Origin of the sequence: Larkinella sp. C7, assembly GCF_006149005.1 — a bacterium.
Taxonomy (GTDB): domain Bacteria; phylum Bacteroidota; class Bacteroidia; order Cytophagales; family Spirosomataceae; genus Larkinella.
This window is the reverse complement of record NZ_VBSL01000006.1, coordinates 324,833-339,871: the sequence shown is the minus strand read 5'-3', so window position 1 is coordinate 339,871 and position 15,039 is coordinate 324,833. Positions and strand designations below refer to the sequence as shown.

At 49.5% G+C, this 15,039-nt stretch carries 16 protein-coding genes; 8 read left to right on the top strand and 8 right to left on the bottom strand.

From position 1 onward, the window contains the following. Window positions 1–68 precede the first annotated feature (68 nt). Both FH871_RS17640 and FH871_RS17635 read right to left on the bottom strand, forming a co-directional pair. Complete coding sequence (locus FH871_RS17640) at window positions 69–1,037, bottom strand: hypothetical protein (RefSeq protein WP_138992725.1); 969 nt, start codon at window positions 1,035–1,037, stop codon at window positions 69–71. Then, entirely contained in the window at window positions 1,037–2,356 is a 1,320-nt protein-coding gene (locus FH871_RS17635) for a site-specific integrase (RefSeq protein ID WP_138992724.1), read from the bottom strand. Before FH871_RS17635 ends, FH871_RS17640 begins: the two co-directional genes overlap by 1 nt. A gap of 678 nt (window positions 2,357–3,034) precedes the next feature. Here FH871_RS17635 and FH871_RS17630 point away from each other — a divergent pair. Continuing rightward, entirely contained in the window at window positions 3,035–3,997 is a 963-nt protein-coding gene (locus FH871_RS17630) for an amidohydrolase (protein WP_138992723.1), read from the top strand. 90 nt (window positions 3,998–4,087) lie between these two features. Here FH871_RS17630 and FH871_RS17625 read toward each other — a convergent pair whose 3' ends face one another. Together FH871_RS17625 and FH871_RS17620 are read right to left on the bottom strand one after the other, a co-directional pair. Continuing rightward, a complete protein-coding gene (locus FH871_RS17625) occupies window positions 4,088–4,480 on the bottom strand; it encodes a DUF805 domain-containing protein (RefSeq protein ID WP_138992722.1) in 393 nt (130 codons plus the stop codon). A gap of 247 nt (window positions 4,481–4,727) precedes the next feature. Continuing rightward, window positions 4,728–5,177: an Hsp20/alpha crystallin family protein gene (locus tag FH871_RS17620; RefSeq protein ID WP_138992721.1), complete on the bottom strand. Its 450-nt coding sequence runs from the start codon at window positions 5,175–5,177 to the stop codon at window positions 4,728–4,730. 304 nt (window positions 5,178–5,481) lie between these two features. On the opposite strand from FH871_RS17620, the gene FH871_RS17615 reads away from it, so the two are divergent. The 6 genes from FH871_RS17615 (at window position 5,482) to nadD (ending at window position 9,495) form a co-directional block, all read left to right on the top strand. Further along, a complete protein-coding gene (locus FH871_RS17615) occupies window positions 5,482–5,880 on the top strand; it encodes an OsmC family protein (protein WP_138992720.1) in 399 nt (132 codons plus the stop codon). 75 nt (window positions 5,881–5,955) lie between these two features. Continuing rightward, complete coding sequence (locus tag FH871_RS17610; RefSeq protein WP_138992719.1) at window positions 5,956–6,984, top strand: sensor histidine kinase; 1,029 nt, start codon at window positions 5,956–5,958, stop codon at window positions 6,982–6,984. A 297-nt stretch (window positions 6,985–7,281) separates the two neighbouring features. Then, on the top strand, window positions 7,282–7,896 hold the full coding sequence (locus tag FH871_RS17605) for a sigma-70 family RNA polymerase sigma factor (protein WP_114404520.1): 615 nt from the start codon (window positions 7,282–7,284) through the stop codon (window positions 7,894–7,896). Between the two features lie 84 nt (window positions 7,897–7,980). After that, window positions 7,981–8,280, top strand: coding sequence for a zf-HC2 domain-containing protein (locus FH871_RS17600; protein ID WP_225309527.1), 300 nt, complete (start codon window positions 7,981–7,983; stop codon window positions 8,278–8,280). Window positions 8,281–8,286: 6 nt separating this feature from the next. Next, window positions 8,287–8,886, top strand: coding sequence for a guanylate kinase (gmk, locus tag FH871_RS17595; RefSeq protein WP_138992718.1), 600 nt, complete (start codon window positions 8,287–8,289; stop codon window positions 8,884–8,886). A gap of 36 nt (window positions 8,887–8,922) precedes the next feature. Further along, window positions 8,923–9,495 carry a nicotinate (nicotinamide) nucleotide adenylyltransferase gene (gene nadD, locus FH871_RS17590; RefSeq protein ID WP_114404522.1) on the top strand — a complete coding sequence of 191 codons (573 nt, stop codon included), beginning with the start codon at window positions 8,923–8,925 and terminating at the stop codon, window positions 9,493–9,495. A 115-nt stretch (window positions 9,496–9,610) separates the two neighbouring features. Here nadD and FH871_RS17585 read toward each other — a convergent pair whose 3' ends face one another. The 3 genes from FH871_RS17585 to cysS all read right to left on the bottom strand — a co-directional run bounded on the left by FH871_RS17585 (window position 9,611) and on the right by cysS (window position 12,553). Continuing rightward, window positions 9,611–9,964 carry a hypothetical protein gene (locus FH871_RS17585; RefSeq protein WP_138992717.1) on the bottom strand — a complete coding sequence of 118 codons (354 nt, stop codon included), beginning with the start codon at window positions 9,962–9,964 and terminating at the stop codon, window positions 9,611–9,613. Window positions 9,965–10,034: 70 nt separating this feature from the next. Further along, entirely contained in the window at window positions 10,035–11,033 is a 999-nt protein-coding gene (locus FH871_RS17580; protein ID WP_138992716.1) for a M28 family peptidase, read from the bottom strand. A gap of 20 nt (window positions 11,034–11,053) precedes the next feature. After that, the gene (cysS, locus tag FH871_RS17575) at window positions 11,054–12,553 is read right to left on the bottom strand and encodes a cysteine--tRNA ligase (protein WP_138992715.1); all 1,500 of its coding nucleotides are present in this window, start codon (window positions 12,551–12,553) and stop codon (window positions 11,054–11,056) included. A 186-nt stretch (window positions 12,554–12,739) separates the two neighbouring features. On the opposite strand from cysS, the gene FH871_RS17570 reads away from it, so the two are divergent. Beyond that, entirely contained in the window at window positions 12,740–13,657 is a 918-nt protein-coding gene (locus FH871_RS17570; protein ID WP_138992714.1) for a PfkB family carbohydrate kinase, read from the top strand. 76 nt (window positions 13,658–13,733) lie between these two features. On the opposite strand, the gene FH871_RS17565 is transcribed toward FH871_RS17570, so the two are convergent. Continuing rightward, window positions 13,734–15,017, bottom strand: coding sequence for a pitrilysin family protein (locus FH871_RS17565; protein ID WP_138992713.1), 1,284 nt, complete (start codon window positions 15,015–15,017; stop codon window positions 13,734–13,736). Window positions 15,018–15,039 lie beyond the last annotated feature (22 nt).

The window sequence follows — 15,039 nt, the reverse complement described above, 5'->3', positions numbered from 1 at the left end:
GCCATTCTCTCCATTCTTTCCATTCTATAAATGGAATGGAAAGAATGAAAAAGTAATTGCCAAGCCATTTACATTTTTTTGACTGGTATCATTTTCTCTAGCTCATTTTTGGCCATGAGCTGAACCTCATTCACTTTGTTAAACATACCCGCATCCTTTCCCATTTCAAGCCCAGGAAAATAGCTATTGAGCAGCGGAACTAGCATTTTATAGTAAATAGGCTTTAACCATCCTTTTCTTTCTAATACAGTGATCCAAACTACAGCTACTGATTTGTGACCACGGTATTTTGCTATCCACTCACTATTTGAATTAACTACAGGTTTATCAATTTTTGACAAAAATGCTGTAGCTGCAGATAAGTCTTTAGGATCTTTGAAGATATCAGCAAGCTTTCGAAACTCAGGAACCGACAATTGGCTACTCGGCTTCTCATTTCTCATTACTTCTCTCTGTGTAGATAATCTTTCAAACTGTCCATTCGGAGTTTTTAATACTTTCGTTTCTGCTTGGCGTTGCGTAATTACAATGTCATTAAGAATTGAAAGCGCTTCTAATTTCTCAAGCTCTTTAATTGATTGCCTAACCTTAGTTAATACTCTCTCTTCAAAAAAACGGTCAATAGAAATATCTCTCCCTATATATGCAAGCTTTAGCTTACCCGCTGCATCTAAATAGGAGCAATTAATTATCTTTTCTTGATTTGCTTGACTTTCAAGAAATAATTGTAGAAAATCTAGATTCTCCTTTATCTCAACAATTGATATGGAGGCAATGATTTTTCGATTTATATCTTGAACACAATTCCACCGATTAAAAAAATCTAAACCTTCATTGTACATCCTTGGTCTTGAAGGTAAACCATTTATCGATTCTTGATGGGCATCTTTAAATTCTTGAGGATATTTATCATAGCGTTTCTTTGCTTGAATATATTTATCAAGATTGTTATCTGATCCAGTAATACGAATGCCTTTGAAGCGTACTTTGATAGTATTAATAATCAATTTTACTGCTTCCATGGTTAAGATTTCCATTATAAATTATTGAAAGCCTCATCAATCAAATCATTATCAAACGAAGCCAGATAGGTCTGTGTTACCGCTTCCGTTTTATGTCCCATTGCCTCCGAAATAACAGCCGTAGTAACTCCAGAATGTTTTAGCGCCGTAGCAAAAGAGTGCCGGGCTACGTAGGTGGTTAAAAGCGTTGTTATCCCCACAGCTTCAGCGATATCTTTCAAACCCGCATTGATGTGTCCCATAACTTTGTTGCAACGGTTATGAATCTGAACCGGTGTTTTATGGAGAGCCTCGTTAAGAATCGGAAAAATATACCCGTTGCCTTTTTCACCAGTCGCTGAGCGGTACCGTTCCAAAATGGCCAATGAAGATGCCACTAGCCTGAAAGAAAACCGCCCTCCAGTTTTTTGACGGATATAGCCCAATCGCTGGTTCCCGTTAATCTCAGAAGATATGTTAGACCAGCGTAGGGCAGCGATATCTACAAAGTTGATCCCTCCGCCGTAGTATGAGAAGAGAAAAACATCTTTGGCAAGTTGTAGCTTTAGTAAATCGTATGTAGTTGCTCCTTCTGGCTCATAGGCTTCAATTTTCCGGATGTCGGCCCGACTAATCGCCCGCTTGGTCGTCGAGGTATCAAATTTGCCGATATGGAATTTGTGCTTTTCGGCCGAATTACGAGCAAACGGATAATGTTCGGCTTTTGCATAGCCGTTGGCAATGGCTTTATTAAGTACAGCCCGGAGCGTCCTGAATTTTACGGATAATGTAATTTCAGTTAGGCCGCTCTTCCGCATGAACGTTTCCCAACCGTTGCAGAACTTGACATTTACCTGTTCAAAAGAAACATCTTCTTTCTTATACTGAGCCTGGATATACTTGGTCAATTGTAACCGTATTTCTCGATACACTTTCCGGTTACCTACCTGGCCCATCTGAAGCATTTCGCTGGCCAGATAGTCCATGTATGCCAGCAGCTGAAATTGAAGGGTGATTTTCCGTTCTTCACTAACTTTAGTAGCCACGGCTTTGACATCGTGAACCTCATCGGCGATCGCCAGACTATTGGCAGCCTCACTGTAACGCTTTAGCCATATTTTTAAAGTCTCTTCCAGTAAGTCCCGCTCTTTCTGGGGGTAACTTCGACGAACTTCCCCTTTATCATCATTCCAGTAGCGAGGATGAAGGCTCATGCCGGTGGAGATCCACCGGTTCTTACGATTTTTGGTAATCCGAACCACAAATGGATGACTCCCATCACTGAGGGTTTTATGCTTATAATAAACAATCTTGACGGTAGCTTTACCTTCTTTATGCTCGGTAGTTCGCGACATTTCGGTTGAAACGCTGGTTGAAACAAATATACGAATACAACCAGATACAACCAGCAGCAACCAGCATAGAAAATACCTATTCAGCTCATTTACAAGCTTTTTTATATTCTAATGAAATTCATTGGATAATAATGAACGCAGCTTCCCAAGCTGCAGGCCGTGGGTTCGAACCCCATTTCCCGCTCGTTTATTAAGCATTGTAAATAAAGCACTTAGCCGAAAGGCTGGGTGCTTTATTTGTTACATTCTTATTCGGTTGAAACAAGTCAATTGGCGCTCATAACAGATAATGATTTAAATATTTCGTTATTATCAAACTAATCATGCCATTCTTCTTCAACTGCATTCTCATAGATTGGGCTATAATTGGCTCCAAATGTTAAAGAGTTCAGAATTTGAGCCCCCAATCTTTGAGCGGTCCAGAAATTGGGGGGACCTCAGTCAGGTTCGACGAATAGCATTATGATTATAGTATGGTATTTAAACTTGTGGTGTCCTAACGAGCGGATCAATGCTCAAATCTACACTATCTTTCAGAGCGAAGAAGGAACAGGTGTAAAGCAGGGTGGAATCGAATCGGCATCAAAAGGATAATTAATTCGGATTTAAGCTAAAACCGAACATCCGACCCGCGCCAAAGCCTGCTCAAGTTTCCCGGGAACTACTAATTTTAGGCCCATGAACCGCAGAAATTTTCTGGCCCTGGCCGTCGGCGCTTCCGCTGCGACCGGGCTTTCCCCGGCGGACCGGACGGAGGATACCTCCATCCCGGTCATTGACACCCACATTCATTTGTTCGATACGAATCGCCCGCAGGGAGTGCCCTGGCCGACCCCAAAAGACAGCATTCTGTATAAACCCGCGTTGCCGGAACGCTACCGCAAGATCGCGGTACCCCTCGGCATTGTGGGCGCGATTGTCGTGGAAGCCAGCCCTTGGGTCGAAGACAACCAGTGGGTACTCGACGTCGCTGCCACGGACAAAATCATCGTCGGAACCGTGGGCAATCTCGAGCCGGGCAAGCCGGACTTCCGCCAGCAACTCGAACGCTTCCAACGCAATCCGCTGTTTCGGGGAATTCGCTACGGAAATCTTTGGGAACACGATCTGTCCCGCCAACTGGCCAATCCCCGGTTCGTAGCGGACCTTCGCTTCCTGGCTCAGGCCGGGCTGGTGCTGGACACGGCGAATCCGAATCCGGCGCTCCTGGCAGCCATCGTGCGGGTTACGGATCTGGTGCCGAATCTGCGGGTCATCATCGATCATCTTCCCCAAATGACCCCGCCGGAAGCGGCTGCGGCCCGAAAAACCGCTGAAGCCGACCTGCAGGCGTTGGGCAAGCGGCCCCAGGTGTATGTGAAGATTTCTGAAGTCCTGCGCCGGGTGGATGGAACGATTCCACAGACGCTGCCTTTCTACCGGGAACGGCTGGATACGCTCTTCGACCGCTTTGGCGAAGAGCGACTGCTCTATGGCAGTGATTGGCCGAATAGCGATCAGTGGCGGCCTTTTCACGTCGGATTGGGCCTCGTTAAGGAATACTTCAACGCGAAAGGCCGAACCGTAGCCGAAAAGTATTTCTGGAAGAACTCGGTTGCGGCCTATCACTGGCAAAAGCGCGACCCTTTACAGCCCGGGTAGAGCCAACTTGCTCCCTGACGGACAAGGCAAAATAAAACCGCCCGACTCTAACGAATCGGGCGGCCTCATCTATATCTTAAAACCTACAAATCAGGCAACTGTGGCGGCTTTGGCTTTTGGATCGGGGCCATATTCATTGACGCCACGTGTGCCTTCGGTGCAGGCCAGAATCAGGTTGTAAAACGGAATCAGGGCATACCAGCCGCTCTTGCCGACATCGTGCATCCGCCGGATCGCTACGGCCACCGAAGGGACCAGAATCGCCAAGTTAAACAGCATCGTTATCCAGCCAATCACCGCCAGACCGTCGAATAGCAGGATGTTGGTGAAATTGACTGCCTGCGTAACCAGCATGTTGATCAGGAAAAAATACCAGTACTCACTCCGCCGGGCGCGCCCGTTAAAATCATTGTACTTTTTCAGGACCGAAACGTAATTGTCCAGAATCGAATTGGTGGTCGAAGAAGGGATGGATGTGTTCATCGTAGTGTTTGGAAGTAGTTGTTTGGAATGATGTCAGCGTCCGGGTTTCGCTGTTTTCTGACCCGTTGATGCATCAAAAGTAGGGGGTCGGCCAAGGGTCCACAACGCCGGAGTGGTAACTGGTAGTAAAAATCTGGTAACTGGTGGTCTGGTGCCTGTAATTGGTTGACAACCAACGGTACCCCGAAAATTACCTCATCCTTTCGACACAAAAAAAACGGCCTGCTCGGGGAGCAGGCCGTTCGGTTTAGCCGATTTCAATGCGTCTCGGGCCTTTTTGTTTGGCCTCTTCCCGCTTGGGAATCGTCAGATGCAACAGGCCGTTTTCGTATTTGGCCTCAATCCGGTCTTCATCCACCACGTCTTTGGGAAGCACGAAGCTGCGCTGGAAGGACTGGTAGCTGAATTCCCGGCGCGAATAATTTTGCGCTTCTTTTTCCTCGCTGTGCTGTTTCACCGAGGAAATCGTAAGCTGATTGCCGTCCAGCTCAACCCTAAAATCCGTTTTTTCCATACCGGGCGCAGCCAGTTCTACTTCAAACGCTTCGGTCGTTTCCTTGATGTTGACCGACGGAATGGTCGTTTGCGTTGTGGAAAAATTGCTGTTGTTCCAATTAAAAAGATCCCGGCTAAAAAAGTCATCGAACAAAGCCGGAAACGCCGGGGACGAAGCCCCATTCCTTTTGATGAGTGACATATCAACCTCCTTTTTTAAAAGTTAAACAATACAGAAATGAACATCGATGAGCGGTTTTCACCGTCAGGAACCGGTTTTTCAAACCCTGTGCCAACGGTATTTCGGGCAGAAAAAATGACAGAAACAGGGCCGTTTTTCTGCCAGAAATACCGTCGAAAAAGAAATTTTGTCAGTCTGAATGCCTTGACCTATACCCCGTTTCTCCTGCCGACAGACTTTGAAGCGTCTCTCCTTTTCAGTAGCTTTACCAGAGCATAAAAACCGCGGGGAGACGCGATCCAACCCGATTTAAATCCGCAAAGGCATGGAAATTTCCGCTTCCCTCAAAAATACCTTCCAGCAGCACGAGGTGGTCGTGCAAACCAACGGCGATGCAAAAACCGTCCGGATTGCCTCGAAACCGTCGGGCTACGGATCGTCGCTCAACGGGGGCGAACTTCTCCTGCTGTCGCTGGCAACCTGCTTCTGCAATGACATCTACCGGGAAGCCGCCGAACGAAACATCACCGTGTCGGAAGTGGAGGTGGTTTGCACCGGCCAGTTCGGGGGCGTGGGCGAACCGGGCACCAACTTTCAATACAAAGCCCGGGTCGTCTCCGACGCTCCTTCGGATGAAATTGACGCGCTGATTAAACACACGGACCGCATTGCCGAAATCCACAATACCTTGCGGCAGGGACTGAGCATCACGCTGGTTTCGTAAGCGCAAGTGCATGTTGGCGATGTGGATTTTTTGCACACATTTGCAGTGTTTAACGCCCTTGCTAAAAACACCTTCATGTTGGACCGACTCCATAACCGCGGGCTCCGGATTGGTGGCATTCTGCTGTTGACGCTGCTGAGTGTCAGCTCAACCGGGTATCTGCGCCCGCCAATCACCCAGTTCGGTCTGATCAAAATTGCCATTGCCCTGGTGTTCATGACCGTGATCTGGGAAATGAACCGCTTATTGATCGGATTTTTTCTGAAGCGGTTTCCACACCGCTCGCAGGTAATCAAACGCCTGGCATGGACCGCATCTTCCTGCTTCATAACAACATGCGTTATCCTGTTTCTGGTTAGCGGAATTTCGTCGTTCCTGTTGACGGGGCGCGTGTCGTTTCAAACCCGATCAAGTGACAGTATTTTATCCAGTGCCACCACCATCACACTGGTGATTCTGGGCGTCTACGAAGCCTTTCGCATTTCGATCCTGCTCAGCCAATCAGAAAAAGAAAAGGAGCAACTCAAAATCGCCAACCTGCAAAGCCAACTGGAAGCCCTGAAGCAGCAGGTCAATCCGCATTTTCTGTTCAACAGCCTGAACTCGCTCGGCGCGCTGATCGACGAAAATCCGAAACAGGCGGGTCAGTTTCTGGAGGAACTCAGCAGCGTTTACCGGTATTTGCTGCGTTCCAACGAGCAGGATCTCATTTCGCTCACAACCGAACTCGATTTTATCCGCTCGTATTTTCACCTCCTGAAAACCCGCCACGGCGACGGGCTGGAACTCCGGTTGCGCGTGGACGAACGCTACCGCAGCCACCAACTGCCCCCGCTGACGCTTCAGCTGCTGGTGGAAAATGCCGTCAAGCACAACATGATTCTGCCCGACAAACCGCTGCTGATCGAGATTGCTACCACCGATGAGGGCACGGTGCGGGTCGCCAACAATTTGCAGCGAAAACCCTCCCGCATTCTTTCAAATGGTGTCGGTATCTCCAATATTTTAAGTAAATACCAGATGTTAAATCAACCCCGGCCGACCGTCTACGAAGAGAATGGACAATTTTTGGTCACGCTCCCCCTCATCGAACGGGATTCCTGAGGTTCTGATTTTCACTCGCTATTTCTGTCCTTCCATCCGCCTTAACCAACCATCCATCACCCCCGGCTTGCGTCCTGCCAATTTGTCTTGTTCCTTGCAATTCCTGAGATCAGGACCGGCTAGGATTGATTTTTGCAGTATTCTCAAAACATTGGCGTTGATTTTTTTATTATCCGTTAAATAGTCTTTCTCAAGCGCTAACCCCTTGATTCTATGAAACATCGCTACGAGTCACGCATCCGTATGTATTGAACCCGAGAAAAAAATGGATGCCATTTAATTTTCATTTGTAATTTTATGACGACGATGCCCGAAATTATGTCAGATACGCAACTCCAAGGGTATACAGACGAACAAAAGTACCAGGTCTTCAACAAGGAGTTCATGCCCCACATCGACTCCATGTACAACTTTGCCTTCCGCCTGACGATGGACGAAGATGACGCGAACGACCTGGTGCAGGATACCTATTTAAAAGCTTTTCGATTTATCTCCTCCTTCGAACAGGGAACTAACGCGAAAGCGTGGTTGTTCCGCATTCTGAAGAACAGCTTCATCAACGATTATCGCAAGAAAAGTAAAGAACCTGCGAAGGTTGATTATCAGGATGTAGAGACAACCTACAATTCTGACGAAGCATCGGAAACCGAGCACACGACGGACCTTCGGTTCGAAACGGTGCAGGACATGATTGGCGACGAAGTGGCTTCCGCGCTCAATTCGCTGCCGGTCGATTTCCGGACGGTTATTATCCTCTGTGACATCGAAGGATTCACGTACGAGGAAATGGCCAAAATTCTGGATATTCCGATTGGAACGGTTCGCTCACGGTTACACCGTGCCCGGAATCTATTGAAAGACAAGCTGAAAGAATACGCAGCGTCAATGGGTTACAACAAAAATGATGACTAACTGAAACTTTTTGAGATAGATACTTGGTTGTTATGTCAAGTTACATATTGTAGAACTATTTCTGGAATAAATTAAACATTTCCAATGTCAGGCACATTGCATTCGTCGACTACGGTTGGTGTAGAGGGTAGGCAGGCGACCGCCCCCATGAAGGAAAGCTGCGAACATCAGGCCGAGTGCCTGAAACGGATTCAGTCGATTCTGGACGGTGGGGCTACCGAAGAAGAAAAAGAACATTTCAAGCAGCATATCGATATCTGCAAACCGTGCATCGATATGTACCACCTTGAAAAGTGTATCAAAGAAGCCTTACAGGGCAAAGTTGAAAAGAAGTGCTGCCCCGACAAAATTGCGGCCGCAATTCGATCCGAAATCACTAAATAAGCGGCATTGGACGGCAAACTGATTATTTTTTCGGCACCCTCCGGTTCAGGTAAAACCACCATTGTCAGGCACTTACTAGCCACAAACCCGAATCTGGGTTTTTCAATCTCCGCCTGCACCCGTGACCGCCGGGGCCGCGCAGAACAAAACGGCAAAGACTATTACTTTCTGACTCCCGAAGATTTTAAGGAAAAAATTGACAACGACGAATTCGTCGAGTGGGAAGAAGTGTATGTCGGTGCATTCTACGGAACGCTCAAATCCGAGATCGAACGCGTCTGGAGTAACGGAAAGCACGTTTTGTTCGATGTCGACGTTCAGGGCGGCTTGAAACTCAAGAAATATTACGGAGATAAAGCCCTGGCCATTTTTGTGAAAGTACCGGACGAAGAGACCCTGAAACAACGCTTGCTGGACCGTGGAACCGAAACCGACGACAGCCTGTCAAAACGGCTGTTTAAGGTCCACTTCGAAATGAGCTTTCAGGATCAGTTCGACGTTATTCTGGTGAACGACGATCTGGAAACAACCCTGGAAAAAGCCCAGAAACTGACGGATAATTTCCTGAACGAGAACATCATTCCGGAAAAGGCCACTGTCGTATAATACGAACCGGATGGTAAGTCTGAACGCGGTCTGCTTATGAAAATCGGTTTGTTCTTCGGCTCTTTCAATCCCGTACACATCGGCCATCTGATCATTGCCAATACCATGGCGACCACCACCGACCTCGAACAGGTCTGGTTTGTGGTTTCTCCCCAAAATCCCTTTAAAAAGAACAAAAGCCTGCTGCACGAGTTCGACCGCATCGATCTGGTGGAGCGGGCTATTGCCGATAATTCAAAGCTGAAAGCGACGGATATCGAGTTCTCCATGCCCCGCCCCAGCTTCACGATCGACACGCTGATCCGGCTGCAGGAAAAATACCCGCAGCACGCCTTCAAACTGATCATCGGCGGTGATAACCTGGCGCAGTTTCCCAACTGGAAGAACCACGAACAGATTCTGGAGTATTTTGGGCTCTATGTGTATCCGCGCCCGAACAGCGAACCCAGTCCGCTGGAACAGCACCCGAATGTGCGGTTTGTGCAAGCGCCCCTGCTCGACATTTCCGCTACCTTCATCCGCGATTCCCTTAAAAATAACCGCTCCATTCGCTACTTGGTCCCGGATGTGGTGGGGGAAATTATTGAACGGAAGAAGTTTTATGTTTAGATTCGGTGGGAAAACCCATCCTTACAAACTATTCATCCCTCTGGGATAAGCCCCCCCTCAGGAGTGAATCGTGTTGTAACCCTCGGTTTTAACCGGGCAAGATGAGCAAGGTGTTTCAGGGTCGCCCCCGCTGAAACGTAATCTCCGTCACCAACCCAATCGCACTGATTCGCAGCGCCACCGAGCGGCTGTCGGTTTTCACCTTTGGATCCTCGCAGTGTACGCCTTTTTCGAGAAAGTAAATGTAGAATTTCTGATTGCGGTCGTCCAGTTGCTCACTGTCCGGGCGGCCCAGAATCTGGCCAATTTCATTCGAGGATTTCCCTTTCAATTCCTGCCGAACGGTTTTGAAATCATCGACCAGCGTGGCTCTAACGCCGTTGCAACCACCCCGATCCGTCCGCCATTTGACCAGATCCAGCTTACCAAGCTGATCCGGCGGGGGAGAACAGCTTGCTAGAAGGAACAAAGCGCCCGGAAGAGTGAACAGCCGAAGAAAAAACCGCCGACCCTTCCTGAAAATAAATGCGGTTAACGGTTCATTCTTCATTGTATAGCGTTTGCAGCAATACCTGGCCGACGGCTTTGAGTGTGCCGCGGTCGATGTTGTCCATGTCGTCGTGGGCCGTGTGCCAGTCTTTGAAGAAACTACCGGATTCTACTTTCAGGTGGATGATGTCGATCATCGGAATTTTGGCGACTTTATTCACCGGCAGGTGGTCATCCGTAATGGCAGGACCCGATTGGCCCGTATCGACAAAATACTGATTGTAGCCCATGCGGCTGGCCGTTTCCCACACTTTGTTGACCACCGTGGGCGCATACTGCATGGAATTGCCTTCTTTCAGGAACGTAGCCCCTTTGGCACCGACCATATCCAGCAAAACACCGTAATAAGCCGTATATCCCGGTTTATGCTTATTGGCTGCCCAATATTGCGATCCCAGACAAAAACCGCCGTATTCGTCTTTCGCCAGTTCGGAATTGCCCCAGTCCTCGGCATCGAAGAATATCAGATCGATACCCACGTCGGGCTTCACGCCGGATTGTTGAATGGTTCGGGCCATTTCGAGTAAAACACCGACGCCACTGGCGCCGTCGTTCGCACCGATCACCGGTTTGGTTCGGGCCACGCTGTCCTGATCGGCAAACGGGCGGGAATCCCAGTGGGAGGCCAGAACAATGCGTTTGGGCGCATTCGGATTGATGCTGCCAATGATGTTGCGGGCGTTTAATTTGAGGTTGTCGTAGGTCGTTGCCGTGAAGTTCTGCACCGTGACTTCGCAGCCGAATTGCTTCAGTTGGGCAATCAGGTAGTCTCCACAACGCCGGTGAGCATCGGTATTGGGCACCCGCGGCCCAAATGCCACCTGCTTCGCAACGTAGCCGTAAGCCGAATCGGCATTGAACGCCGGAGCTGTAACCGCTTTAACCTCGGTGGCCTGATTTTCCTGCTGATCCTGTTTTTTGCTTTTGCAGGAACTGACGGTGATCACCGCAGCCAGCCAAAAGAGAATGATTTTCCTGTTTAGGCGCATGTTTTACCGATAAGGTTTGACTACTCTTCGTAAGCCCAGTCGATCCGGTGCTTCATATCTTTGATGGCCAGCCCCTGCGCCTTGAAATAGGAACGGACCTGATCCACTTTATCGTATTGCTTCTGGTCTTTATACTCCCGGTATAACGTCAACATGCCGTCCAATACCGCATCACTCCCGGTTTTTTCTTCGGTTAACCCCAGAACACCTTCCATGAACTGAATGAACGACTCTTTCAGTTCTGTAAAAATTTCCTCTCCCAAAGCCGCCGACTGAAGCTGGTTTGCATACAGCATATTGATGTATTTCAGCAACGCAAATAGTTGGGCAATGCCAACGGCCGTGTTCAGATCGTCGTTCAGAGCACCGTAAAAATCGGCGATGGCCTTGCGAATTTCCTGTTGTTTTTTTTCATCAACCGCCACGTCATCGGCTTCAGTATAGGTCAATGTCTTCGCGATCCGCAACCCGTTTGCCAGCCGTTTGTAGCCTTTCTGGGCCGCTTTGAGGGCTTCGTTCGAAAAGTCAAGCGTACTCCGGTAATGCGATTGCAACATGAAAAACCGCACCGTCATCGGGCTGTAGGGCTGTTCGAGCAGGTGGTGCGTGCCGGTCACCAGTTCCGACGGCAGAAAGGAGTTCCCCAGTGACTTCGACATTTTCTGTCCGTTCACCGTCAGCATGTTGGAGTGCATCCAGTACCGCGCCGGTTCTTCGCCGTAAATGCTTTGCCCCTGCGCCACCTCGCATTCGTGGTGCGGAAATTTCAAATCCATTCCGCCCCCGTGAATATCGAACTGTTTTCCCAGGTATTTGGTACTCATGCAGGTACACTCCAAATGCCAGCCCGGAAAACCGTTGCTCCAGGGCGACGGCCACCGCATCAGGTGCTCGGGGGCGGCTTTTTTCCACAGGGCAAAATCCAGCGGATTCCGTTTTTCCGACTGACCGTCCAGATCGCGGGTTTCGTTCAGCAGATCCTCCAGAATACGCCCCGACAGTTTGCCGTAGTTACCGCCCTGCTGGTTGTATTGCAAAATATCGAAATACACCGAGCCATTCGATTCGTAGGCCAAACCCTTGTCGATCAAAACCCGGACGGCTTCAATCTGCTCGACCATATGGCCCGTTGCGGTGGGTTCGATGCTGGGCGACAGCAGGTTGAACAGCTCGGTTACCGAATGAAAATCGTTCGTGTAGCGCTGCACGATTTCCATCGGTTCGATTTTTTCCAGCTTCGCCATCCGCCCGATCTTATCTTCGCCATCGTCGCCATCGCCCACCAGGTGGCCCACGTCCGTAATATTCCGCACATACCGAACTTTGTAGCCGATGTGGGTCAAATACCGAAACAGCGTATCGAAGGTCAGAAACGTGCGGACGTTGCCCAAATGCACGTAGTTATAAACCGTTGGCCCACAAACGTACAAGCCCACATAAGGCGCGGCAATCGGTACAAACAGGTCTTTCCGGCGGGTGAGCGTATTGTATAACTTTAGCGGCTGTGTCGGTGTTGTCATTCTTCAATCGGTCGATCCGACCCTACGGTTTTCTTCGACCACAAATCTACACAATGTTCGTCGGAAGTCAGCGTGTTGTGACGAGTGGCAAATGGCGTAGTTTTCCTATCTTCGCAACATTCTGGGCTGGCAGTCAGCCTTCTGTTCGTTCAACAAGTTAGTTTACACTGTATTTATCCAATCAGCATGAGTTTGTTAACCGTTGGTTCAGTGGCTTTCGATGCACTGGAAACGCCTTTCGGCAAAACCGATAAAATCATCGGAGGAGCCGCCACGTACATTACGCTGTCAGCATCGTATTTTACGAATGAAAACAACCTGGTAGCCGTCGTCGGCGACGATTTTCCGCAGGAGATGATCGACATCCTCGAAAGCCACGGCGTCGACACCACCGGGCTGGAAATCCGCCCCGGCGAAAAAACGTTCTTCTGGTCGGGAAAATACCACAACGACATGAATACGCGGGATACCATCGATGTGCAGTTGAATGTGATGGAAAAGTTCGACCCGGTTATTCCCGAAGCCTACGGAAACTGCGATTTTCTGATGCTGGGTAACACCGCCCCAGCCATTCAGAAACTGGTCATCGAACGGCTTCCGAACCGCCCGAAACTGATCATGCTCGACACCATGAATTTCTGGATGAACATCGCCTGGGACGACCTCATGGACGTAATCAAACTGGTGGATGTGCTGACGGTGAACGACGAGGAAGCCCGCCAGTTGTCCGGCGAATACTCCCTGGTGAAAGCGGCCGCCAAGATTGGTGCGATGGGACCCAAAACCGTGATTATCAAGAAAGGCGAACACGGCGCGTTGCTGTTCCACGGTGGCCACATCTTTTTTGCGCCCGCGCTGCCCCTCGAAGAAGTATTTGACCCAACCGGTGCAGGTGATACGTTTGCGGGCGGTTTTATCGGCTACCTGGCCAGCACCGGCGATGTATCGTTCAACAACATGAAACGCGGTATTATTTACGGTTCGGCTATGGCGTCATTCTGCGTCGAAAAATTCGGTGCCGAACGACTTTTCAATCTAACGACCGACGAAATCAACGAGCGGGTCGCGAAGTTTGTGGAGTTATCGGCTTTTGAAATTCAGTAGGTACCCAGGGACCTATTGATTTAAGCCAAATATGAAGTCGGCGGTTATTTGGTTTAAATCAATAGGTCCGTGGCTACTATTTCCCTCCCACGACCACCTCAATCAACGAACCATCCGGCAAATACCGGTTGGCCATCTCCAGAACCTGTTCGGCCGTGACGGCGCGAATGTGTTCGATGTAGGTCGAGATATAGTCGGCGGGTAAACCGTCGAAGAGCAACGCTTTGTAGCGGTCGGCAATTTCAAACGGCGTATTGAGATTGCCCACGTAAGACCCCGCCATGTAGTTCCGAACCGTTTCCAGTTCGTTTTCCGGCACCAGTTCCTCGCGCAGCCGCCCAATTTCCTTCCCGATTTCGTCGAGTGTTTCCTGCGTATTTTCGCGTTTGACGTCGGTTCCGATCAGGAACGATCCCTCATTGGGATGCATCGCCAGGTTCGACCAGATTCCGTACGTAAATCCTTTTTCTTCCCGGATGTTTTTCATCAGCCGGGAGCCGAAATAACCGCCCAGCACTTCATTCATCACCAGCGTCGGAAAATAATCCGGGTGTTTGCGGGTAAACAGCAACCGCCCCAGCCGGATCGACGATTGCAGGCTGTCGGGTTTGTCGACCAGGCCCGGCGAAAAGTCACTGATAGCGGTTTTTGCCGCATCAGCGGTTTCTGGAACGGTTTCAACGACCTGATGGCCGAGATATTGATTGATCAGGGCAATTTCGGTTTCGGCAATCTGCCCGGCCACCATGACCCGGAAGGGCCGTTGTCGAATGCGTTGCCGGTAGTAGGCTTCCACCCCGTCCCGCTGAATCGCTTCCAGGGTTTCCGGTTTCTGGTTATGACCATACGGATGGTGGGCACCGAAAACCTTTTCCCGAATCAGGCGGCTGGCGACGAAGTTGTTTTTCTCCAGATTAACCCGTAGTGTTTGCAGGGTAATGTTTTTCTGGTGATTCAGTTCCTTTTCCGGAATGACCGATTCCATCAGCATTTCCTGAATCATCGGTAACAACGCTGGCAGGTGCTTTGTCAAACCGTAAACCGTCAGGCTGGCGCGGTTGGTCCCGCTTTGTTGCTCGACAAAAGCCCCGAACCGGTCAAAATATTCACTGATTTGGGCCGAAGTGTGAGAATGGGTTCCTTCCGTCAGCATTTTCATCGCCAGTGTCGACAGCCCCGGTAAGGGTTCATACCACGCACCGGCGTCAAAGATCACCTCCAGCCGGATAACGGGCTGCTGGCCGGCGTTGATCCCATACAGCGGCTGACCGTTGTCCATCGTCAGCGTCGCAATGGCCGGTACCCTGACCTCTTCAATTCGTTTGTATTCGGGAGCTTCGGTTCGGTTTACAACTTCCATTGTTCAATCAAGTGCAATTGCT